The organism is Psychrobacter sp. P11F6 (assembly GCF_001435295.1).
Lineage (GTDB): Bacteria > Pseudomonadota > Gammaproteobacteria > Pseudomonadales > Moraxellaceae > Psychrobacter.
In genome coordinates this window covers 766,422-788,993 of sequence record NZ_CM003594.1, presented here as the reverse complement: position 1 = coordinate 788,993, position 22,572 = coordinate 766,422, and the positions used below count along the sequence as shown (strand labels likewise).

Here is a 22,572-nt window from a genome sequence, read left to right as displayed (position 1 = left end):
GGCTCCTTAACTTTTAATCATTTTTATACATGTCATCAAATCAGTGGGCAATTTGACTGGTGATTTGATTGGCAACTTAATAACCGCTATCCTACCAAAATTCGCCTGCTGATTATAGAGAAGTTCGTTATACAGCACTTGTCGTTTTACTCGTTTCAGCAGATTTGGCAGATTTAATCGCCACTTGATGCTGATTCCAAGAATCAATGACCTCATTCAACCGCTCGCCTATCATATCCAATATCTCTGGCGCACATTTGCCTTTTTTATTGGTCAATACAAACTTAGTCATACCAACGCCCATCAGCTGGTTTTTTACAAAAAAGCGTGTTTCAAAATAAACGTATTTTTTATCCCAGCCAACAAGCGTGCTAATCACCGTCATTTTATCTAAAAATTTAATTTCTTTCAGATAAACCATTTCTTGCATGGCGATAACCCAATTTAATGGCTTAATACCTTTTTGATGACAGCAAGCCATCAGCCAGCGAGTAACGTTTAGCTCAATAAAAGACAGATAACGATAATTAGGCAGATGATTCCGAAAGCCCATATCATGCAGCAACACTCGATAATGGCGAACAGTGGGTGCCATCAATGACTCTATACTAATTGTCTCACTCGTCGATTGCTGCTTGAGCTGTTGCTTGAGCAAACTGACCATAATAAAAAAACGCAGTAACATATTCATAAAAAACTCTCTAATTTTATTTCATTATAGTTATCATTGGCGATAATATTCGGTAATGCCATCTCGGCCATAAATGCCGCACACTTTAACGCAAAAAAAGCCACCTCAGTGACTTTTTTATTTGAAAATGTACGCTTATAACTTAGATTAAGCCTCTTATATTAGAGATTAATGACCAGCGCCGTTAATACTGCGAACCATCTCTTCAACCATCTTCTTCGCATCGCCAAAGATCATCATGGTTTTATCCATGTAGAACAGACTATTATCAAGCCCTGCATAACCGGTATTCATTGAGCGCTTGATGACCATGACCGTTTGGGCTTTAGTGACTTCTAGAATCGGCATACCAAAGATTGGCGACGATGGATCATCTTTTGCAGAGGGGTTGACCACATCATTTGCACCGATAACCAAGACCACATCCGTACTCGCGAAGTCTGAGTTGATCTCATCCATCTCTAAAATATCATCATAAGGTACGTCCGCTTCAGCCAACAGTACGTTCATGTGACCTGGCATACGACCAGCGACTGGATGAATCGCAAAGCGTACATTCACGCCTTCTTCTTTTAGCAACTCATACAACTCTTTAACCGCGTTCTGTGCACGACCTTGCGCCATGCCGTAACCCGGAACAATAACCACACTACTGGCATTGGCCATCAAGAAGCCGGCATCTTCTGCTGATCCTGCCTTATAGTTCTTCGGTGCGCCATCATCAGCGCCTGCTGCCACAGCTCCTGTACCCATACCGCCAAATAAGACGTTGAGTAATGAGCGGTTCATGGCTTTACACATGATATAAGATAAAATCGCGCCTGATGAACCGACGAGCGACCCTGCGATAATGAGCATCGAGTTGCCGAGGGTGAAACCAATTCCTGCCGCTGCCCAACCTGAGAACGAGTTCAATAGCGAGACAACCACTGGCATATCACCGCCACCGATCGGCGCAATCCACATCCAACCAAATATCACGGCAATCACTGCCATCGCATAAAACGCTGGTAATGAGTCAGTGACGAAATACACGCCACCGAAAGCAATCATCGCAATGAATAGTAGCGCTTGGACAGGTTTTACCCAGCCGCCGACCAGTGTCTTCGCCCAGCTTTTCGCTGCCAATTTACCAAAGGCAAAGACCGAGGCTGAAAAGGTAATCGCACCGATGAAACAACCAATAAACAGCTCAACTCGCGCAACCGCGCCATGCTGTTGTTCCGTATGCAGTACCGTTGCCAATGCAATGGCGACCGCAGCTAAACCGACAAAGGAATGCATTAAAGCAACGGTTTCCGGCATTTGAGTCATTGCAACCGTCTTTGCCTTCCACATGCCGACGAGAGCACCCAAAATCATCGCACCGATAATCAACCAAAGGACAGGGCCTTCTGCTAAGAAGAATGTCGTGACGACCGCAATCGCCATCGCCACCATACCAAAGCGGTTACCACGGATAGCGGTCTTAGGGCTGGATAAACCACGTAAGGTTAAAACGAAAAGGATAGCGCCGACCAGATAGAACCAATCCGCATTTGCCGCAATCATTGCTGAGAAATCATTCATGCGTCACCTCCAACATCAGTGGTTGCTACTGGTGCTTTTTTTACTTTCGGTTTAAACATCGCAAGCATACGCTCAGTCACGGCAAAGCCACCGAAGATATTGATACTGGCTAAGAATACGGCAAAAGCGCCAAGGATACTGGTCGGTGTAAAGACAGAGCCGTCAATAGTGACGGTCTGTAGCATGGCACCGACGATGACGATACTCGATAGTGCGTTGGTGACAGCCATTAATGGTGTGTGCAATGCAGGCGTGACGCCCCAAACGACGTAATATCCGACAAAAATAGCGAGTACAAATACGGTAAAAATCGCTACAAATGGGGTGCTACTCATGGCCGCACCAGCTGGCGCTGCCGCTAAAATAGTGGCAATCATCTAATCCTCCTAAAAATTTATTCGTTACTGGCAAATGTGTAGTGAAAGGCAGTTAAAACTTAGCGTTTGGCTAGTCGTACCTGACTGTCATGTGTCACTGCCAGTGCGCCTTGAATCTCGTCTTCCATGTCTAATTTAAGTGCCAAATTAGCTGATGCGTCACTTGCTGACGCGTCATCGCTAGCAGGCGCAATTAATGTGGTGATAAAGTTAACCAAATTGTTGGCATACAAATCTGAAGACTGCGCGGCGAGCATCGATGGGATGTTGGCAGCACCAACGATACGTACGCCGTTGTCTGTAGTAATGGTCTCATTAGGCACACTGCCCTCAACATTACCACCAGTACCAGCAGCCATATCGATTAGCACGGAACCTGCTTTCATTTTGGCAAGGGTTGCACCGTGTACCAGACGCGGGGCATTGCGACCAGGAATCTGCGCTGTGGTAATGACGATATCCGCATTGCTCAAGGCTTTGTCTACGACAGCCGCTTGATCTTTGACATATTGCTCAGATGGTGTCCACGCATAGCCACCTGTAGATTTGGCTGTTTCCGCCTCCTCTGCACTCATTGGAACATCCAGCCATTTACCACCGAGTGACTCCACTTGCTCGCGAGCGGTTGGACGTAAATCACTGGCTTCTACCACTGCGCCTAAACGCTTGGCTGTCGCAATCGCTTGCAAGCCAGCAACCCCAACACCTAGAATAACGACTTTGGCAGGCTTAACCGTACCAGCTGAGGTCATAAACATCGGGAAAGGACGCGAGTATTCATTGGCCGCTAGCAATACTGCTTTATAACCAGCAAGGTTGGCTTGCGATGACAGTACATCCATATTCTGTGCGCGTGACAATGTACGAGGTAAAAGTTCCATCGCAAAGGCAGTGACACCTTTGGTCGCATAAGTATCAAGCTGAGTATTACGATATGGGTCGAGCATGCCAATGACGATCTGACCTGACGTTAAGCCTTCAATAGCTGCAGCAGGTAAGTCATTGACGGTGGTAATAATTCGAGACTGTGTGATTACCTCGGCGCTGCTGCTGGCAATATCGGCACCTGCAGCCTGATACAACTCATCAGCATAGTACGCTGCTTGACCTGCACCTGACTGTATGACGACTTCAAACCCAAGCTTACGCAATTTTTTGACTGCGTCTGGGGTTATCGCTACACGGCTCTCGCTCGCGATATCTGCACTGATTACACCGATTTTCATACCGTCTCCTTACTTACGTCTAATGACTATACTTACGTCTCACGACTACCTTTAACACCCTCAACGCACATTTAAAAAGCATAGGGGACAAAAAAACCTTTGGTCATGGTTGGTTCAAAATCACGACCAAAGATTATCAATTTAATAAATGATAGCGACTTTGCCATCATGCCTTTTTATTATAGAGACATCATCTGCCAACTTTCATTGCCTAATGATGACCCACAAGTAAAATAAAAAGTTAGGCATTTACACCATCTGCATAACTTTTATTGTTATATTAAAAATTTTTCCTTTTCAATTAAACGCTAGACTTGACAAGCTATCGGCTTATATCACTCAAATATCTGTCCTTTTTAAGGATAACGTTAAAAAACACGAAATAACGACGGGTAGGTCAAGATACAATGCTGCATATCGTATAATAAGAAAACTTGATACATAAATAGAATACCCATTGACTCACTATAATAAGGAATGACGATGTATTTTTTACTTTCCCCTGCCAAATCTTTAAATGAGAAAGATGCGGTGCCAGTGAACTTAGACAAATATTATAGTCAACCAGAGCTCATCAAACATGCGCAAGCATTGATGAAAAACTTAAAATCAAAAGAACCGATTGATTTACAAGAACTGATGAGCATATCTGATGATTTGGCACAGCTCAATGCCAAGCGCAATCAAGAGTGGCGTTGGAGCAACGATAAGCCCTTTACTTTAGACAATGCCAAACCTGCAGGTTATTTATTCGATGGCGATGTTTATACTGGACTTGATATGTATCACATGGATAAAGACACCGCCATTTACGTCAATAAGCACCTGGGTATCTTGTCTGGATTATATGGCGTACTGAAACCGCTCGATTTAATTCAACCCTATCGTTTAGAGATGGGTACCAAACTGAAAAATGAACGTGGTGATAACCTTTATGAGTTTTGGGGCGAGAAAGTAACTGCCATTATTAATGCACGTATGGCAGATAGTGATGATAATATTTTGATTAATCTGGCGTCAAATGAATATTTCAAAGTGGTCAAGAAGAAAGCGCTGAATGCGGAAGTTATCACGCCACGATTTGAAGATGAAAAGAATGGTCAATACAAAGTGATTAGCTTCTATGCCAAAAAAGCACGTGGACTGATGGTGAAGTATGCTGCTGATAATAAGCTGACCAATACTGAGCAGCTAAAGCAATTTGATTTGACGGGATATTATTACTGTGAAGAGGCTTCTGATGATAAAACGTGGACGTTTAGACGGGATGCAGCCAGTCAGTAGTTTAAAAAAATCTAATTTGTATAAATAAACCCCGATATGCTGAGCCTATCGGGGTTTTTCGAAAAAATATTATCACTAGTTGCCGTAAAACCTCTCAATGATTATACGGTAAAGCGCAATTTATCTCTTGAAACATCAAGTACGACAGTTTGATCATATACGTTATAGGTATGGAGACGATCGATCTCGTTTTCCCAATTGGGTTCGATATAACGCACAAAGGTTTCTTTGTAAGATGTCGGTGTCAACTCTTCTACCAGATACAAAGCCACTCTACGCCCATACCTAATAGTGCCATCTTGAGCCGTACGAAACAGCTGACCATCTCTCTTAAATAGTGCACCTGCTAATCGTGACCCACGCACGTCAATTTTTAAAGGCGCAGAGGGATGAATGGTCCAGTTATCTGACTCCAACTTATCAGACGTATAAATATGCAATTCTAAATCCATCGTAAGAACTGAAATTGAACCATGCGTGGTAAAAAGATACCATAAGCCATTGTGCTCAATAACGGCACTATCTGCTGCCTGAACCCCAGACACCAACTCATGAACTTTTTCCCACTTCTGCGGAAAATCCGTCGCTTTTAATAGGTTAATACAATTGGTCTTGGCGGCTTCTGGAATCATATATACAGCGTTTTCATGCTCGAATACATTAGGAAAGCTTAAATGAGAGCTAATACCTAAATCGACTGGTCCAGAATTGATAACTTGATGGTGCTCATCCAGCTCCACCCACTCTATGCGGCCGACACCTTCTTTATAATTTAAGCTCTCAAAAAATATATAACGCCTTGAATCTCGCTCAATATAAAAAGGGTCAGCCCAAAAACATCCTTTTTCAGGCAATAGCTCAGTGTATGTTTGCATCGACTGATCAATAGAACCAATCAAAATACTCCAGTTATTGTGATAAAGACTCTTATAGAAAGTCTTTATCGTATAGTTTTTAAAAAAACCCATCAAATGCCGTATGGCAGTCAGTTGCTGGAGTTCTTCATAAATTGCATCGTCAAGCATTAAATTCGTCGAATCTCCATCTTTAACGCCAATTTTATTTTTATGGAAATACCAATACAATATCGATGCTGTGACACCATTTAATTTATGCTCGGTTAAATTATAGTCCCAGTAAAATAAAGAGCCATACCCTCTCCCAACGACTTTATCACCATTAAGACGCTCATTTAATAGATGTAGCGTGACTACGCTATTCTCCCATTGTTCAGCAAACTGCCAATACAATGCTGATCCGCGTCCTTGTTTGGTTTCATCGCCGTAACGAAATAACAGAATACCTTTTTTTGAAACACTCAGAACTCTCCCTGCCAAGGTTCGAAAGCCGAATTTGATCAGATAATCTAGATTGGCGGCTTCAAGTTTCTCAATCACTGAATCCTCAATCTCATCATAAATTTTATCCTGATTTGCGACTGATATTACGATGGGCATCGTACCATTAGCCACCAAGTCATGAATAGAATAACGCTTGCTATTACTCTTATTTCGAGAAAGAAAAGAAAATAACGTTTGATTAATGGAAGGAATAACTTTGGATAGACGAGACATGTGAGACGCTTGTTTTTTATCCCGTTGGACAGCAATACAAACCTCAACCTTGCCTTCATCGACGAGAGATTTTAATGGTTTGAACTTATACCATGCCAATGCTTCCTCTTCGATGAGAATCCCAAGCCTAATTTTTTTCATCATCATCACCTTGAATTGCACAAGAGTTTGTGGCTGGACAGCCATAACACATGCTCAATTGTCCTTTGATAAAGTATCAGTCCATTGATTATATTTATTAATTACATTTAAATAATAACATATATAAAAAAACTTTATATATTCAATGCTTTTGATAATGTCAGGTCGATTTTGTCGATCTAATTGGCATTGTACTTGTTGAAGTTTTTAGAAATGCATCAAAGACCATGAGTAAATAGTAGGTAGAGTGTCACCACTGAGTCTGGGAAACATCAACGCCCTCACTATGTCTGTCAATTGGCAACCTTTCCAAACATAAAACACTTATCTAGCACTATCAAATGAATGTATATAAAACCGTGAATACCTCATATACCAATGAGTAGCGCTATAAAAATTAGGCAAAAAAAAGCCCTGCTATCTTCCGATAACAGAGCTTCTAATGAGCAAATACACTTTATAACAAAATCATAATTCTAGCGAAAAGCGATTTGTCGAGGAAGATGCGCAAAAATAGTACCTATTGTACATTGAGCACATCTGACGAAAAAAAATCGCTTTGTAGCAGAAGTAAAATTACATCATGCCGCCCATTCCACCCATACCGCCCATTCCACCAGCACCGCCCATGCCAGCCATACCGTCATCACCTTGTGGCAAATCAGTAATCATGACTTCGGTCGTTAGCATTAGGCCTGCAACAGATGCTGCATTTTCTAGCGCTGAACGAGCTACTTTAGCTGGATCAAGAATACCCATCTCTAGCATATCACCGTATTCGCTAGAAGCTGCGTTGTAACCGTAGTTACCGCTGCCACTCTTCACTTCGTTTACTACTACTGATGCTTCTTCGCCAGCGTTGGTAACGATTTGACGTAATGGTGCTTCCATTGCGCGACGTAAGATATTGATACCCGCGTTTTGGTCATCGTTGTCACCACGTAGCTCAGACAATGCATTCATTGCACGAACCAAGGCTACACCACCACCAGGTACAACGCCTTCTTCAACCGCTGCACGAGTCGCATGTAGCGCATCGTCAACACGGTCTTTCTTCTCTTTCATTTCAGTTTCAGTCGCAGCGCCAACTTTGATAACGGCAACACCGCCTGCCAGTTTAGCCATACGCTCTTGAAGCTTCTCTTTATCGTAATCAGACGTTGATTCTTCAACTTGACGTTTAATAGATTCAACGCGATTTTCGATGTCAGCAGAGTTACCAGCGCCATCAACGATCACGGTATTTTCTTTACCGACAGTGACTTTTTTAGCCGTACCAAGTTGCTCAAGAGTAGCAGTCTCTAAACTTAGACCAATCTCTTCAGAAATCACAGTACCGCCAGTTAGGGTAGCGATGTCTTCTAACATAGCTTTACGACGATCGCCGAAACCTGGTGCTTTTACGGCACAAGTTTTTAAGCCGCCACGCATGTTGTTGACAACCAATGTCGCCAATGCTTCGTTTTCTACGTCTTCAGCGATGATTAGCAATGGCTTGCTCTGCTGCATCACTTGCTCAAGTAATGGCACGATTTCACGAATATTGCTGATTTTTTTATCAACCAACAAGATATATGGGTTTTCAAACTCAGCGGTTAAGCTGTCTTGCTTATTCGCAAAGTATGGGCTGATATAACCACGGTCAAACTGCATACCTTCGACAACTTCTAAGGTATCTTCAAAGCTTGAACCTTCTTCAACAGTGATAACGCCTTGCTTACCGACTTTTTCCATCGCTTGAGCAATTAGCTCACCGATTTTGGTGTCTGAGTTGGCAGAGATAGAACCAACTTGAGCAATCGCTTTTGAATCGTCAGCTGGTGTAGCCAGCAAATGAATTTGCTCAACAGCAGCGCGAACCGCTTTATCGATACCGCGTTTTAGATCCATTGGGTTCATGCCAGCGGCAACTGACTTCATGCCTTCTTGCAAGATAGATTGCGCCAATACAGTCGCAGTCGTCGTACCATCACCAGCGACATCATTTGTGCGGCTAGCCACTTCACGGACCAATTGAGCGCCCATGTTTTCGAATTTATTTTCAAGCTCGATTTCTTTGGCAACCGAAACACCATCTTTAGTGATGGTAGGCGCGCCAAATGACTTATCGATAACCACGTTACGACCTTTAGGGCCTAGGGTTACGCGTACAGCGTTTGCTAGAACGTTTACACCGTCCATCATTTGTTTACGGGCATCAATGCCGAATTTTACGTCTTTTGCCATGTTAAATTACTCCACTATGATAAGTATGAGAATGCAATTAAATGTTTCAATGATTTTTCAATAATGTTGTCAAAATGCGCTGAGTATAAAAATACTCAAAAAGGACTAGCCTTCTAACACACCCAATACATCAGATTCTTTCATAATCAATAGTTCTTCGCCGTCAACTTTCACGGTTTGACCAGCATATTGACCGAACAAGACTTTGTCGCCAGTTTTTACATCTAACGCGCGAGTTTCGCCGTTGTCACGAATCTGACCGTTACCAGTTGCTAGCACTTCACCTTGTGAAGGTTTTTCTTGAGCAGAACCAGGAAGCAAGATACCACCAGCCGTTTTTGTTTCTTCTTCTATACGGCGGACAACGATGCGATCATGTAAAGGACGAATATTCATCAATATGTCTCCAATAATTTGGTTATTTGCAGTAAGGGTTTATTTGAATTAATGGTCTCAATACCAATATCTATAGGCATTACTGCCTAAAACAGCATTCTAAAGATAAGCTTTGAGCTTGTATCAAAAAGTGGGGGCAAAGTGAGTTAGCTTCAAGTGTAAAGCCCAAAAATTTACAAGAATTTTGCATATCGTGAATTATTTAGTTGGTAATGACGTTTATGAACAGTCATTTGATTGGATTGCACCGTATTAAAGGTCTTAGCAAGATTTTAAAAGCAGCCATATGAGTGCCAAATTTCAACACCGATAAGTTACAGCATATCATTTACAACTGACCGATTACCTTACTCCTGCTTACTCAAGTTACAGCAACTGACGCCTGATGATATCGCGCTCGATGCCAGCAACCTTGACTACAATAGCAACACCACAGGGACAGCTGGCACTCTTGAAAAGATAGCAGGACATGACCATTATAGTCCTTGAGAAAATAACAATAGTTATAAGCAATGCCATAAATAGCAATTAAGGAATGTCCATGAGTTTTTTATCAAACGATCAAAAGTCGTTAACAACCGATACTAATAACACCAAACGCAGCAAGTCTAAGTTTTTAACCGCCCTAACCACTGGAGCCAGTATTGCTACGATTGGAGCGATAAGTATGACTGCACCTACCCTTGCCAGCGCAAAGAATATCGAACCTTCAAGCGCCAACTACAGCTTTACGGTTGAAGACAAATATAAAGGTACTGCCACTCGTACTTTGGAAAAAGCTGGTAATACTTGGAAATATAATGTCAATGCTCGGGTGGCAGGTGTTGCAAGTGCTTCGCAAAACAGCACTTTTACCATCAACGGTAATAATGTCATTCCGACTCAAGCCAGCACCACTTATAAGCTATTAGGCGTTGGTCGCACGCACAAATTAGACTTCAATCCAAGCAGTAAAAAGGTAGTGAGCAACTATAAAGGCAAATCGACGACCATGAACATGGCACAACAAGCTTTTGATGATTTAAGTTTGGAAGTGCAAATTCGCCAAGATTTGTTGAACGGTAAATTCTCTGGCAACTATTACATGGCGAAAAAAGACAAGATAGAGAAAACCCCTTTCAAAAAATCTGGTAACACCAAGATTACCGTTCCAGCTGGCACATTTGATACCGTACGTGTCGACCGTATCCACGATGACAATAGTCGTTCTACCAGTTTTTGGCTCGCACCAAGCTTAGATTACCTACCAGTAAAAGTTAGCCAAATTAATGATGGCAAAAAGATGGATTTAGAATTAACCAAAGTAAATTAAGCTTTTTATTAAATAAGCAGAAATAGCATAAAAAAAGCGGCGCTCTAAATAGAGCGCCGCTTTTTTTGTCTTAAACTTCGCTAAATCAACTAACGTGGCTGCTTAACGACGTTGTTCATTGAAGGAAGACGCTTTAGTAGAATAAATAACCAAATATTGATTGCCAGTAATAAGACAAAATCAAGCAGATAAACCACTATCTCTGCCCAACTGCTGCCGTAAACGCGGGTAAACAGCACCACACCACTCGCCCCCAAATAAACCAAGGTAAGCATACTGCCTATCAATAGCACATACGGCGAACGACCCCGTAGTATCGCGGGCGTCAAAATAAATGCTGGCACTAGCCATAATGCTTGCCAGGCGATACCGCCAATGACATCAGGACTACTGGGATTAAAAACATTGATAAAAATAGGTAGCCCAAGCAGTCTATAAACCAACCAAATCAGCCAAGTCACCATCAAGCGCTGACGAATGGGCGTAATTGGCTTTTTAAGCTTAGCAGCTTTGGCAGATTTTTTGGCTGGTGCGCTTATCTCACTATCGGAGCGGTTTGTGACCATTAGATATATTTACTTCCTAATTAATAGCGTTATATAAGACGTTGCATGCTATAAAAATCCGCTTAGCGAGTCCAGTTAGCTTGCGCCAATGCAGTAGCACTAATAGCCAAGCGCCGACCTTGGGCGATAGCCAACTCGCGCTCATCTGCTGAGACGGGTTGATCATGCAACGCCCCACTCACGTGGCTGGCACCATAAGGCGAGCCACCACGATGAGTACGATTAAGCGCAGGCTCAGCATAAGGCACACCAACAAGGATCATGCCGTGATGCATCAACGGCAACATCATGGTCAGCAACGTTGTCTCCTGCCCGCCATGCATCGAGCCGGTCGCAGTAAATACAGCAGCAGGTTTGTTCTGTAAATTACCTGCCAGCCAAATAGTGACCGTATTGTCCCAAAAATATTTCATGGGGGCAGCCATATTACCGAAGTGCGTCGGGCTACCAAGCGCCAAACCCATACAGTCTTTTAGATCGTCCATAGTGCAATATAAGTCACCTTCATCAGGTATCGCAGGCTTGCTCGACGTGGTCTCGGGTGCAACCGTTGGTACAGTACGGATACGGGCTGTCATACCAGCATCCTCAATACCTTGAGCGATAGCATAAGCCAATGTCTTAGTCGTACCGTAATTTGAATAATAGAGCACCAAAACATAAGGGGCGGTCTGACTCATTAGCAATACTTCCTCATAAAACCATGAATGTTATTGTTGATTCCAATTACCTACAACAGCTTCTATGCAGTCTATTTCTTTAGCGTAAAGCCTTACTGATTATGTAGCTATAGTCGATTCAATTTAAAAATAGTACTAGTACAAGGCAACCGAGTGTAGATGTATATTTAATACTTCAAGCGAGGTTAACGCTGTAATAATTTTATAGTGGAATGACTATATACATAATCTGTGACAGATACTGCAATATAGGCATATATTATGCCCCAGTCATTCACCGACATGCAAACAGCCTTGGTACACCTTGTCGCTAATAACCTGCTAGAGAGGTTGCTGCTGTGCATTTTGACACAATTAAACCGCAGATGGTAACAGCTTATCTTTGTTACACTACTGTCACTCAAACACCTGCTAAATGGTCGATATGGAAAACTTATCAAAAAAAATCCCGTTTTTACATCAACGCTGGTTTCAATTCTTACGATTCTTGACTCGGCACTTTTTTGAAGACAATTGCCAGCAAAAAGCGGCATCGCTGACCTACACGACTATGTTGTCAATTGTACCCGTCCTAACCGTCCTATTGATGATCCTATCTTCTGTACCCGCACTTGCGTCCGTTAGAGCACAGATATATGAAGTGATTTATAGTAACTTACTACCACAATCAAGTATGCAGGTCAGTGAGTATATCAATAGCTTCGCTGAAAAATCCTCAAATCTAACCATCATTGGGGCAATGGTGTTATTTTTTACGACCATTATGACGTTAACAACTATTGAGCGCGCTTTTAACCAAATCTGGCGGGTAGAAAATCGCTCTGGCGGTATGAAAAGTATGCTGCGCTATTGGACCATCGTCACGTTAGGACCGTTAGTACTGGGTACGGCATTTCTTGCTTCAAGCGCGGTACAAAGTTTGAGTTTTTTAAACCGACAAATTGCTGGTTATGGCATTGACTGGTCTTTTTGGGTACAAGCCGTATCCATTGGTATCACTGTCGCAGGCTTTATTGGTATGTACTGGTTCATCCCAAAAGCACGCGTACCCGCAAAAAATGCAGCCATTGCTGGTCTCTTCGTCGCTATCGTATTCGAGCTGATGAAGCACCTGTTTGGTACAGTAATGGCAAATTTCACTAGTTATGAAGCGATTTACGGGGCTTTTGCGGCACTGCCCATCTTCTTATTATGGATATATTTGTCGTGGAATTTAATTCTATTAGGTGTTGAGATTAGCTATACCTTGACGATTTTTGAGACTGAAGAGGTCTATCCACGCCACCCGCTCCTAAGTTTGCTCGATATGCTAAACCTCGTTTATACCCATCATTTAAAAGGGGAAGCGGTAAGCGAACAAGCGCTACGTAATGTGCTAGGACGCAAAGAGCTACCAAAATGGTATACCTATATTAATTATCTGCAAGACAGCAATTTAATCACCATGACTGAAGATAATGATTATGTGCTCAAGAGAGATTTGAGCAAAATGACATTATGGGATTTTTATCGCACCCTACCTTACCCCTTACCTATCAAAGATGAGCTAGATGAGATGGGGCCAGAGGATCAAAAACCTTGGCTTAGCTTGCTAGTCAACCGTTTTGAAAATACGGAAGCTTATGCCAAGCAACAGTTAGATCTACCGTTAAATGCTATTTTTGCCAATAGTGAGCCACGTAAAAAAGCTGATTCTAATGGAAAAGGCATCAAAGGCGGTCAATCAAATTTATTTAGAAAAACCTCGGCGACCACTGCAGCATTAGACAAGAATGAGCCGATCAAAGACACCCCACACTTTGACCCAATAGCTTATGATAAAGACAGTGATATTGAATGCGATGAGCAGGATAATGAGATTCTTATTCCTAAAGATTTGAATGACTCTCAAGCTAAAACCAATGGTAATCTCTTTAATTATAAAGGCGATATCATTACTGAATCAGATAACCCAAAAACAAATTAAGAAAAGCGTTAGTAATGAATGAGGCATATCAAATAATAAAAATTAGTTTTCACTAGAGGTTGTAATATAACTTATTATTATACATCGAACAAAAGTCGTACGAGATGCTAACACAGCTGTTATATTGCCTTAAACTATTATTAGGGCAATAAATTGAAAAACACAATAGCATTTCCAGTAAAAGCGCTAAGCATTTGTGTCGTATCCATTATGCTTTCTGCTTGTGGTGAAGGTGATGGCAGCACATCATCACTTGTACCACCAACCGTTAATCTACCAGTAGAAACGCCGCCTGTTAAACCACCCGTCACTACGCCTGTTAAGCCGCCAGTAACGAGTCTTCCTGCTACGCCACTTGAGCCAAGTACTCCTATTAAGCCGCCAGCAACGAGCATTCCTGCTACGCCACTTGAACCAAGTACACCTATTAAGCCACCGGTAACGAGTATTCCTGCTACGCCACTTGAACCAAGCACGCCTGTTAAGCCGCCAGCAACGAGTATTCCTGCTACGCCACTTGAACCAAGCACGCCTGTTAAGCCGCCAATAACGAGTATTCCTGCTACGCCGCTTGAACCAAGTACGCCTGTTAAACCACCAATAACGAGCATTCCTGCTACACCAATTGGGCCAAGTACGCCTGTTAAGCCGCCAATAACGAGTATTCCTGCTACGCCAATTGGGCCAAGTACGCCTGTTAAGCCGCCAATAACGAGTATTCCTGCTACGCCAATTGGGCCAAGTACGCCTGTTAAACCACCAATAACGAGCATTCCTGCTACACCAATTGGGCCAAGTACGCCTATCAAATATCCAGAACCCAAAAAGGACATCGCTGATTTTTATTTATTAGGGTTTTTTGATCACGATGGTAGAGCGGGAGAAATTCGTACTATTCGTCCGGACTTGGTTGGCGATTTTCAAGCGATGATACAGTTTGGGCAGAATCATACCGTTGATCCACAAGGCAACGAAGATAAAAATATGCCGCGTCTGACGGCAGAAAAAGAGGCGTTATTATTAGTGACGCCTACGCTTGAAATGGGTGACATTAATAAATTAGCGGCTGAAATTTACAAAGACGGGGTTTTATTACGAACTATCAATTTAGCCGATCCGACTCAAATCCCAGACACGGATCAGACTAACACTGATCAGCGCGCACGCGTTGCTTACAGTAAGCGTGCTTGGTCAACCAAACTCAACTGGGATGAGGTACAAGGTGGTCTCAAAATTCGCATTATGGATGACCAAAATCGTAGCGGTGAATTGTCAGAAGATAACATAGATTTTGCCGCCCCTGGTGAGTTGGTATTGACCAATATCCGTCTGGGCATGTTAACGGATGCACCTCAATCTTGGGGTCATTATATGCTACGCGATCCAGAAAGAGCGGGTTCAGATTACTTCCAAACCATTCCAGCAGCACAAATGACCGTTGCTAGCTATGATGACATGAAGCTCGAACGAGTAATGGTCGCCAATGGCACTATTTATGATTCAGTCAGTGACTCAAATGATGCTGGCGTTTATGCTGGTGATATGCGCGAAAACACCGCGAAATCAACCTTTGGTGTTGGCATTAATTTAGCCAATTGGGGCGTCACCAGTGCTTCAATGCAAAGTCAAGAGCAACCGCAATTGACCCAGAACGTCAATGCGCATCACGCTCGCGGTAAATATAAGAATGGTGAATATAACCACGGCTTAAGCGGCGGTAATGGTATGTTGACCCTAATCGACTCTCAAGGTAATGAATTCAGCCACGAAATCGGTCATCATTATGGCTTGGGTCATTATCCTGGTGAACAGAACGGCGATTTCTTTTGGGCCGAGCATCATGCCAATAGTGGCTGGGGCTATAATGGCGTCAGAAACAAAATGCGCAGCAACTTAGACTGGCCACGACAGGTCGAGGGTGATGGTCTCACTGGTAAACCTCTTTTCTTAGCCACCTATGGCTATGGTCGCGATGCGATGTCTGGTGGATCACAGAGTGGCGCTTATTCAAACTATACTCACTATACGGGTTATAGTACAAAAATTAAGATACAGCCAGCATTTGATAAAGCAATATTTGACGCTGACTCACCAACTGGCTATAAGAAATGGAATGCTGAGCTTAGAAAGATGGAAGTCATCCAGCCTAAAGTGTGGAAAGAATCCAAAAACGTTTGGTACAACAGTACCGACGGTAATTACTTAAAACCACGCTTACAAGGCGTGCCAGTATTCACCATTTTAGGCGGTTATGACCCTGTCGCGCAAAAAGGCATCATTTATCCAGAAGCACGTGGTAACTGGGGCAACGTTTTTGAGTTACCGACACCGAATAACTCGCTTGAATCAGCAAGCTGCTGGTTAAGCGTTACTTATAGTAATAACACGATTAATGATATTGCGTTGGCTCCTAATCGAATGACCAGTAACGCCAATAAGTTCCATGTTAATTTAGCGATTGCAGACAACCCGAAAAAAGTAGATTTGTACTGTAAAAAGGTCAATGAAGCACAAGTACAGCTTTCAACCATTGATATTCGTCAATATAGTGATGCGATTAAACCCGCGGTTACCTTTGGTAAAGAACAGGGCTATACGGCACTAAGAAAGGTAGAATTGCCAATCTTAGAGCAGAAACTTCTTGCTCAAGCAGAAAATTCGACTATTAGTTTAGACGCCAACGGTCAGTTGTTATATGATTCTTACAAAGAGTATCGTGATGAGCTTAGCCCTTTAGCACTCCAAACATTAGAGCGTTATGAGAAGCAGCAAGAAACTCTAAATCGTCTAAACCGTTGGGTCAATGTCTATCGTACGGATTTAATCAAAAAAGAGCCTGAAGCACTTACCGAATTTCAAAAGTTTGTTGTAGATTTAGAGCTACAAGATGACAAACCTTTAGATAATGTGACTACTATCCGTAATGGCAACAACTGCCTTAAAGTTGAAACTCTAGAAGATGGTAAGTTAAATAGCTTTATTAGCGGCCCAAGTGGCTGTACTGGTGATGACTCTGAACAGTGGATTTACGATCTTAAAGGTAAAATTCACAGCAAAATGGCATTAGATCAGTGTTTAACGGAACAAGGTTCTTGGGTCGTTTTAGGCGCTTGTAGCTTGGACTCGCCAGCGCAAGTTTGGGAGATGAACGGTGCTGACCAAATCAAACAGGGCAACAAATGCTTTGATTTGCGTACTGGTAATTTAGTAGATAATCGCGGAAGCTTAATTACTTACAATTGTAGTGGTGGCTGGAATCAAAAGTGGACAACGCTGACTAAAAACCCAAGCTTTATCTTAGGGACCGCTGGTAACAACCTACCATTAATTGTGGATAGTATGCAAAAACAACCAGTGACGATGGGTAAAATGCAAGCGCGGTCATTAAGTTTAGATAGTAAAGAAGAGCCTTCAGTATTAGCAAAACTAAGCACTGCGATAAGCACTTGGATTGACAATCTAGTCAGTTAACAAAACAATCCATCATGCTAAAAATAAGCTCCTATGATAGGGGCTTATTTTTTACTAAGTTTTTAATCTTTGTGGCTTATATGGTAAGGTAATTTACTCTTAAGAGGTTTTATTAGCCAAATAAAATCCTAGCTTAGTAATAAAAAATGGGTCGCTTTTTAGGTCATTTGTGGAGCATATAATATTGAATAGACACCCTGAAAGTGGCTGGTTTAACTCTGCATTGCTGACAATAACGCACAGACTAAAGCAGTTTGCCCAGTTATGGTCGCTACAGACACTGACCGATATGCCTGATCGACTAAGAAACTTATGGCAGCAGCTTATTGGCTCTTATTGGTTTATCCCAACGGCGTGCGTCATCGTCGGGATATTGCTAGCGCCTTTATTGGTCACTATCGATCAACACTTTGACCGCGAAACAGTCCGAGAGATTACCTTTGCTTTTACGGGTGACGACGATGCTGCGCGCGCTATCATGACTGCCATCGCAGGCGCAGTATTAGGCGTAGCAGGCACGACATTTTCTATTACAATCGCGGTACTGTCGATGGCCTCTTCGCAATTTGGCCCACGGCTATTGCGCAATTTTTTAACCGATACACCCAACCAGTTTGTATTGGGGGCGTTTATTGGAACCTTTAGTTATAGTTTATTAGTGTTAAAATCCATCCATAAATATGACGTGGCTTTTGGTGTGCCACAGCTTGCTGTCACCTTTGCCATTATTATGGCAATTATCTGCGCACTTTTGCTGGTGTACTTTGTCCAGCATATGGTACATGCCATTCAAGCCTCACATGTGATTCAAAACGCCAGCAATGATGCGATTAATAATATTCACTATTGGTATCGCGATCATTGCGATATCCAGCATCAACGCGATATAGAACATCATGACATTGAACAGTTTCATCACTGGTCAGCGATGCCCATCTATCCACCAAGCTCAGGTTATGTCCAACAATTTTACCTTGAGTCGCTGATTACACTGACACAAGACTATGGCGGCGTGGTGCAAATGCGTATTAATCTTGGCGATTATGTCACTGACAAAAACGTCATCGGCTACTTTTACCAGCGTCCAGCAGGTCATCCAAATAATCGACAAAAAACAGCGACACCATCTTTAGCTGTTGTGCCGCGCGCGCCTGACGGAATTTTTTGGCAACGCTTTGCCGGCTGTATACGTATCGAACAACGACTGGCTCATTCTAACGATATTGCTTATAGCTTGGGACAAATGACTGAAATCGCCGTCCGCGCCTTATCGCCTGGTATCAATGATCCAAAAACAGCGGTCAACTGCGTACAATCACTGACCAGTTGCTTAAGTATTATGATGCGTCGTCAGCCGCCCAGTCCCTATCATTTTTATACACCAGCACAAAACGATGATTCATCGAAAGCCGAAGTTGACCAGCGACGCTTGGCGATATTAGCCATAGTTACTCATACTCCCAAAATATCTGATTTTATCAATACATCACTAGGCGAGATACGTCGGTATGCAGCAGCAGATTTGATGGTCTTAAAAGCGCTATGTCAGGCGATGGTCAATCTAAGTTATGCTCGCGTAAATAACGCACAGCAGCAAACCTTATTGCATGAGATAAAACTGATTGAGCGCGCAGGAGAAGAAAACCTAAGCTATCAAGAGCTGATAGATGACTTGAGCGCGATGTGCCAACAAGCCCAACAATTCATACTTAGCAACGATGCTCATCATCAGTATTTTGACTATGTTAGCGCGTTTGACACCCATATTCGCCAAGCATTACAAACGCAATCAAAATAAAAAGACAAACGATAACTAAACTAAAATCAAACCTATTTAGTGTTTGTAAGCGCTAAGCTTATGACAATTTTAAACTCACTTGAGAATTTTTTCATGGCCCCTACCAGTAGCCTAACCATACTTGAAATCAGCGCGATATTCTTATCAATCACAGCCCTATTAACTTACGTTAACCATCGCTTTATTGGCCTACCGACCACGATTGGCGTGATGGTTATCTCCATTTTATTATCTATTGGCGCGATATTTTTGGGATTTTTGGGATTTGATCAGCTGATTGATTATGAAGTAAGCTTATTAGAGCAGCTTGATTTTACCGAAGTCTTATTAGATGGCATGCTCTCTATGCTGTTATTTGCAGGGGCGCTGCACGTCAATATCAGCGATTTAAAACGTTATAAACTGCCTATTGGTATCCTTGCTTGCGTCGGTACCATCGTCTCTGCGATGCTTATCGCCACGGCGCTTTATTTTATGCTGCCGCTGCTTGGTTTCGGTTTGCCGTTTCTTTGGTGTTTGCTATTCGGTGCTCTAATATCACCGACCGACCCCATTGCCGTGATGGGCATCCTTTCATCGGCTGGCGCGCCAAAAAGTATAGAAACGGTCATCGCGGGTGAATCATTATTTAACGATGGTATCGGCGTCGTCATCTTTGTATTGCTGCTAGGGATTTTATCCAGTGGTGATATCCCAACCGCCAATTATGTGGCGCATACCTTAGCGGTTGAAGCTGGTGGCGGCATTATTTTTGGCTTAGTACTTGGGGCGATTTTGTATTACATGCTGAAAAGTATCGATAGCTATCAAGAAGAAGTGTTATTAACGCTTGCTGGTGTGATAGGTGGTTATGCACTCGCCAGCCATTGGCATTTATCAGGACCACTCGCCATGGTGATGATGGGATTAATGGTTGGTAATCGCGGACGAGCATTGGCGATGAGCGATAAAACACGGCATTATATTGATTTATTTTGGGAATTAATTGATGAAATTCTCAATGCTATTTTATTCGTACTCATCGGTTTAGAAGTAGTGATGATTGCTTATTCGGGTAATTTATTTATCGCCGCTGGCTTGACGATTGTCATTACCCTACTTGCGCGTTTTATCGTTGTAGGTATGACGACCAAAACCTTTCATCGTCAGCTCGATTTACCGACTGGTGCATGGAAAGTGCTGACATGGGGCGGATTACGTGGGGGTATTTCGGTTGCTTTAGTATTGCAGCTGCCGCTGGGAACCGAACGCGATATCTTGTTGGCACTCACTTATGCAGTGGTGATATTCTCTATCTTGGTACAAGGTTTGAGTATTGGCAAAGTCGCCAAAAGCATTCGCACTGATAAGAGTACAGCAAAGCCATAATTTGTAACCAGTTTTAAGCCAATCGTTTTAGCAAAAAAAAGCCAGCATAAGATACTATCTTATGCTGGCTTTTTCATACACATTCAGTTTTTTTGATAGGCACTATAATAAGCCCTTTTTATATCAAGCCTTTACGCTTCATATTACGATAGACCACGACCACAATAAGAAGATTCGAGACTAATATCCCAAGTTTAAACCAATCAAATGGGCTAACGATTAGATAGTAAAGCTCAATAGGAATAAACACCCCATAACCCAGCACACCAAACCAATACGCCCATGTTTTATCTTGCCATAAGCCATAAGCCTCAAGAAAACGTAGGCTAGCGTAAGCAAAGATTAATAACAAGAATAATGACCAGTTTTTACTTGCCTGCTGGGCAATCCGTACTGCACTGTCAACTTGCGGTGCCAGTAGCTGTCCAAAAGTCTGTTGCCAAGAAGCAGTCGCTGTCGTCAGCCAATGCTCAAGGTCAGTATGCCATGACCATAAAGCCCCCGCCCCTAATAGTGCACCGACCCCTTTAACCACCTCATAGATTGCTACCGCTTTGATAGATTCACTGGCAGTACCGTGCGACTTGATGGTTTGGTTGTGCAAGTGATGATCGTTATCCTTCGAGGATGGTTGCAGACTATCATCCTGCCTAGGCAAATTAGCCAAAGAAAGTCTCCACAACGCGGCCTTGCAACTGCTGATTAAAGAATGGGGTGTTTTTACCATTGGACAGCATGGATTGGGCGGTTACTTGCCATTCGAGGTTTGGATCAACCAGTACAGCGCCGCCGATACTCTCATACTGCTCACTGATACCCGCAATTTTTGCCGGATTGAGACAAATTTTATCGACAAGTTGCTCTAAGGTTAACACCTCATCATTGACTAGCTGACAAGCCAGCGCCATAAAGGTATCAAAATTTGAGATGCCTGGTGTGCTCTCAGCAAATGGGGCTTTTTTAGCGGTACTGTTCAATGGTTCATGATGGCTACATATCGCATCAATGGTGCCATCTTTTAGACCACGGCGGATGGCTTGCTGATCGGTATTACTACGCAGGGGTGGTAATACATAGGCTTGAGCATTAAAACCCTCTAAATTGTCATCGGTCAAATACAACTGATGCATCGCCACATCACAAGTCACGGGCAGACCTTTATCTTTTGCCCAGCGCATCAATTCGATTGAAGATTTACAGGATAATTGACTAAAGTGAGCAGCAATGCCTGTTTCTTCAACCATTAGCAACTGCGTTGACAAGGCAACCGTTTCAGCGATCCAAGGAATCCCTTGCAAGCCATGATATGACGCGATATAACCTTCATGCGCCACGCCATCACCAGATAGACTTGGTTCATCAGGATAAAAGAATACTTTCATATTAAAAGTCGCGGCGTATTCCAGTGTACGCAGTAATACTAAATCATTGCGAAAAGGGCGGCGCGCATTAGAAACGGCTATACAACCGCCTTTTTTAAGCCCAGCGATATTTGATGGACGCTCGCCTTCTAAACCAGCAGTCAACGCACCTAAAACATGCAAATATATGCCGCCATCACCAAGCGCGCGCTCACGTAAGCCCTTTAATAATGAACCGTTCTCTAAGATAGGATTGGTATCAGGCGGAATGACCACATGCAGAAAACCATTGCCACGAGCAGCGCGTCCTTCTGACTCCAAAGTGCCATGTTGTTGTTGACCCGGTTCACGTAGGCGGGCGCACAAATCAACCAAAGGCGGCAGTAGCCACATTTCACGCCCAGCTTCGAGTGAAGCCAACTTATCTGCTGTAGCACTTGATAGTGAGTCTTTAAATGATTGAGGAAGATGGTTAATTATCGGTGCATCCATATTTAACATAGTTGTCATGAGCGTTATTACCGTATCAATAAAATGGGATAAATAAATATAAAACAGCGAGGCAG

17 protein-coding genes are annotated in these 22,572 nt (G+C 42.8%); 6 read left to right on the top strand and 11 right to left on the bottom strand.

Features of this window, described 5'->3' with window-relative positions; genetic code table 11:
• Positions 1 to 127: 127 nt before the first annotated feature.
• The 4 genes from AK822_RS03350 to AK822_RS03335 form a co-directional block, all read right to left on the bottom strand.
• Entirely contained in the window at positions 128 to 691 is a 564-nt protein-coding gene (locus AK822_RS03350; RefSeq protein ID WP_060490551.1) for an acyl-CoA thioesterase, read from the bottom strand.
• Between the two features lie 168 nt (positions 692 to 859).
• The gene (locus tag AK822_RS03345) at positions 860 to 2,260 is read right to left on the bottom strand and encodes an NAD(P)(+) transhydrogenase (Re/Si-specific) subunit beta (RefSeq protein WP_045446703.1); all 1,401 of its coding nucleotides are present in this window, start codon (positions 2,258 to 2,260) and stop codon (positions 860 to 862) included.
• Entirely contained in the window at positions 2,257 to 2,595 is a 339-nt protein-coding gene (locus AK822_RS03340; protein WP_201540922.1) for a proton-translocating transhydrogenase family protein, read from the bottom strand. The genes AK822_RS03345 and AK822_RS03340 overlap by 4 nt, the downstream gene beginning before the upstream one ends.
• Before the next feature lie 101 nt (positions 2,596 to 2,696).
• Entirely contained in the window at positions 2,697 to 3,863 is a 1,167-nt protein-coding gene (locus AK822_RS03335; protein ID WP_060490550.1) for an NAD(P) transhydrogenase subunit alpha, read from the bottom strand.
• Between the two features lie 483 nt (positions 3,864 to 4,346).
• Between AK822_RS03335 and yaaA the strand changes: the two genes are divergently transcribed.
• Positions 4,347 to 5,147: a peroxide stress protein YaaA gene (yaaA, locus tag AK822_RS03330; protein WP_060490549.1), complete on the top strand. Its 801-nt coding sequence runs from the start codon at positions 4,347 to 4,349 to the stop codon at positions 5,145 to 5,147.
• A gap of 101 nt (positions 5,148 to 5,248) precedes the next feature.
• On the opposite strand, the gene AK822_RS03325 is transcribed toward yaaA, so the two are convergent.
• The 3 genes from AK822_RS03325 to AK822_RS03315 all read right to left on the bottom strand — a co-directional run bounded on the left by AK822_RS03325 (position 5,249) and on the right by AK822_RS03315 (position 9,487).
• Positions 5,249 to 6,907 carry a glucosamine inositolphosphorylceramide transferase family protein gene (locus tag AK822_RS03325; RefSeq protein ID WP_060490548.1) on the bottom strand — a complete coding sequence of 553 codons (1,659 nt, stop codon included), beginning with the start codon at positions 6,905 to 6,907 and terminating at the stop codon, positions 5,249 to 5,251.
• A gap of 531 nt (positions 6,908 to 7,438) precedes the next feature.
• On the bottom strand, positions 7,439 to 9,088 hold the full coding sequence (gene groL, locus AK822_RS03320) for a chaperonin GroEL (RefSeq protein WP_045456067.1): 1,650 nt from the start codon (positions 9,086 to 9,088) through the stop codon (positions 7,439 to 7,441).
• A gap of 105 nt (positions 9,089 to 9,193) precedes the next feature.
• The gene (locus tag AK822_RS03315; RefSeq protein WP_041757514.1) at positions 9,194 to 9,487 is read right to left on the bottom strand and encodes a co-chaperone GroES; all 294 of its coding nucleotides are present in this window, start codon (positions 9,485 to 9,487) and stop codon (positions 9,194 to 9,196) included.
• Positions 9,488 to 10,025: 538 nt separating this feature from the next.
• Here AK822_RS03315 and AK822_RS03310 point away from each other — a divergent pair.
• Positions 10,026 to 10,796: a DUF3108 domain-containing protein gene (locus AK822_RS03310; protein ID WP_060490547.1), complete on the top strand. Its 771-nt coding sequence runs from the start codon at positions 10,026 to 10,028 to the stop codon at positions 10,794 to 10,796.
• Between the two features lie 89 nt (positions 10,797 to 10,885).
• Here the strand turns inward: AK822_RS03310 and AK822_RS03305 are convergent, their stop codons facing one another.
• On the bottom strand, positions 10,886 to 11,362 hold the full coding sequence (locus tag AK822_RS03305) for a hypothetical protein (RefSeq protein WP_055125291.1): 477 nt from the start codon (positions 11,360 to 11,362) through the stop codon (positions 10,886 to 10,888).
• A 62-nt stretch (positions 11,363 to 11,424) separates the two neighbouring features.
• Positions 11,425 to 12,042, bottom strand: a complete 618-nt coding sequence (gene wrbA, locus AK822_RS03300) for an NAD(P)H:quinone oxidoreductase (RefSeq protein ID WP_060490546.1) — start codon at positions 12,040 to 12,042, stop codon at positions 11,425 to 11,427.
• Between the two features lie 424 nt (positions 12,043 to 12,466).
• On the opposite strand from wrbA, the gene AK822_RS03295 reads away from it, so the two are divergent.
• The 4 genes from AK822_RS03295 to AK822_RS03280 all read left to right on the top strand — a co-directional run bounded on the left by AK822_RS03295 (position 12,467) and on the right by AK822_RS03280 (position 20,645).
• Positions 12,467 to 14,008, top strand: a complete 1,542-nt coding sequence (locus tag AK822_RS03295; protein WP_087945676.1) for a YihY family inner membrane protein — start codon at positions 12,467 to 12,469, stop codon at positions 14,006 to 14,008.
• A gap of 153 nt (positions 14,009 to 14,161) precedes the next feature.
• Positions 14,162 to 17,479 carry a M66 family metalloprotease gene (locus AK822_RS03290; RefSeq protein WP_372885789.1) on the top strand — a complete coding sequence of 1,106 codons (3,318 nt, stop codon included), beginning with the start codon at positions 14,162 to 14,164 and terminating at the stop codon, positions 17,477 to 17,479.
• Between the two features lie 184 nt (positions 17,480 to 17,663).
• Positions 17,664 to 19,277: a DUF2254 domain-containing protein gene (locus tag AK822_RS03285; protein ID WP_228139053.1), complete on the top strand. Its 1,614-nt coding sequence runs from the start codon at positions 17,664 to 17,666 to the stop codon at positions 19,275 to 19,277.
• A gap of 93 nt (positions 19,278 to 19,370) precedes the next feature.
• A complete protein-coding gene (locus AK822_RS03280) occupies positions 19,371 to 20,645 on the top strand; it encodes a cation:proton antiporter (protein WP_060490543.1) in 1,275 nt (424 codons plus the stop codon).
• A 118-nt stretch (positions 20,646 to 20,763) separates the two neighbouring features.
• Here AK822_RS03280 and AK822_RS03275 read toward each other — a convergent pair whose 3' ends face one another.
• Positions 20,764 to 21,312 (bottom strand): DUF2127 domain-containing protein, encoded by a 549-nt coding sequence (locus AK822_RS03275; RefSeq protein WP_060490542.1) that lies wholly within the window; start codon positions 21,310 to 21,312, stop codon positions 20,764 to 20,766.
• A complete protein-coding gene (locus tag AK822_RS03270) occupies positions 21,305 to 22,486 on the bottom strand; it encodes a dihydroorotase (protein WP_060492155.1) in 1,182 nt (393 codons plus the stop codon). Before AK822_RS03270 ends, AK822_RS03275 begins: the two co-directional genes overlap by 8 nt.
• Positions 22,487 to 22,572 lie beyond the last annotated feature (86 nt).

Coding starts and splice junctions, on each gene's coding strand:
- yaaA (WP_060490549.1), top strand. CDS start 4,347: ATGTATTTTTTACTTTCCCCTGCCAAATCTTTAAATGAGAAAGATGCG.
- AK822_RS03340 (WP_201540922.1), bottom strand. CDS start 2,595: ATGAGTAGCACCCCATTTGTAGCGATTTTTACCGTATTTGTACTCGCT.
- groL (WP_045456067.1), bottom strand. CDS start 9,088: ATGGCAAAAGACGTAAAATTCGGCATTGATGCCCGTAAACAAATGATG.
- AK822_RS03335 (WP_060490550.1), bottom strand. CDS start 3,863: ATGAAAATCGGTGTAATCAGTGCAGATATCGCGAGCGAGAGCCGTGTA.
- AK822_RS03310 (WP_060490547.1), top strand. CDS start 10,026: ATGAGTTTTTTATCAAACGATCAAAAGTCGTTAACAACCGATACTAAT.
- AK822_RS03325 (WP_060490548.1), bottom strand. CDS start 6,907: ATGGCTGTCCAGCCACAAACTCTTGTGCAATTCAAGGTGATGATGATG.
- AK822_RS03345 (WP_045446703.1), bottom strand. CDS start 2,260: ATGAATGATTTCTCAGCAATGATTGCGGCAAATGCGGATTGGTTCTAT.
- AK822_RS03280 (WP_060490543.1), top strand. CDS start 19,371: ATGGCCCCTACCAGTAGCCTAACCATACTTGAAATCAGCGCGATATTC.
- AK822_RS03305 (WP_055125291.1), bottom strand. CDS start 11,362: ATGGTCACAAACCGCTCCGATAGTGAGATAAGCGCACCAGCCAAAAAA.
- wrbA (WP_060490546.1), bottom strand. CDS start 12,042: ATGAGTCAGACCGCCCCTTATGTTTTGGTGCTCTATTATTCAAATTAC.
- AK822_RS03350 (WP_060490551.1), bottom strand. CDS start 691: ATGAATATGTTACTGCGTTTTTTTATTATGGTCAGTTTGCTCAAGCAA.
- AK822_RS03295 (WP_087945676.1), top strand. CDS start 12,467: ATGGAAAACTTATCAAAAAAAATCCCGTTTTTACATCAACGCTGGTTT.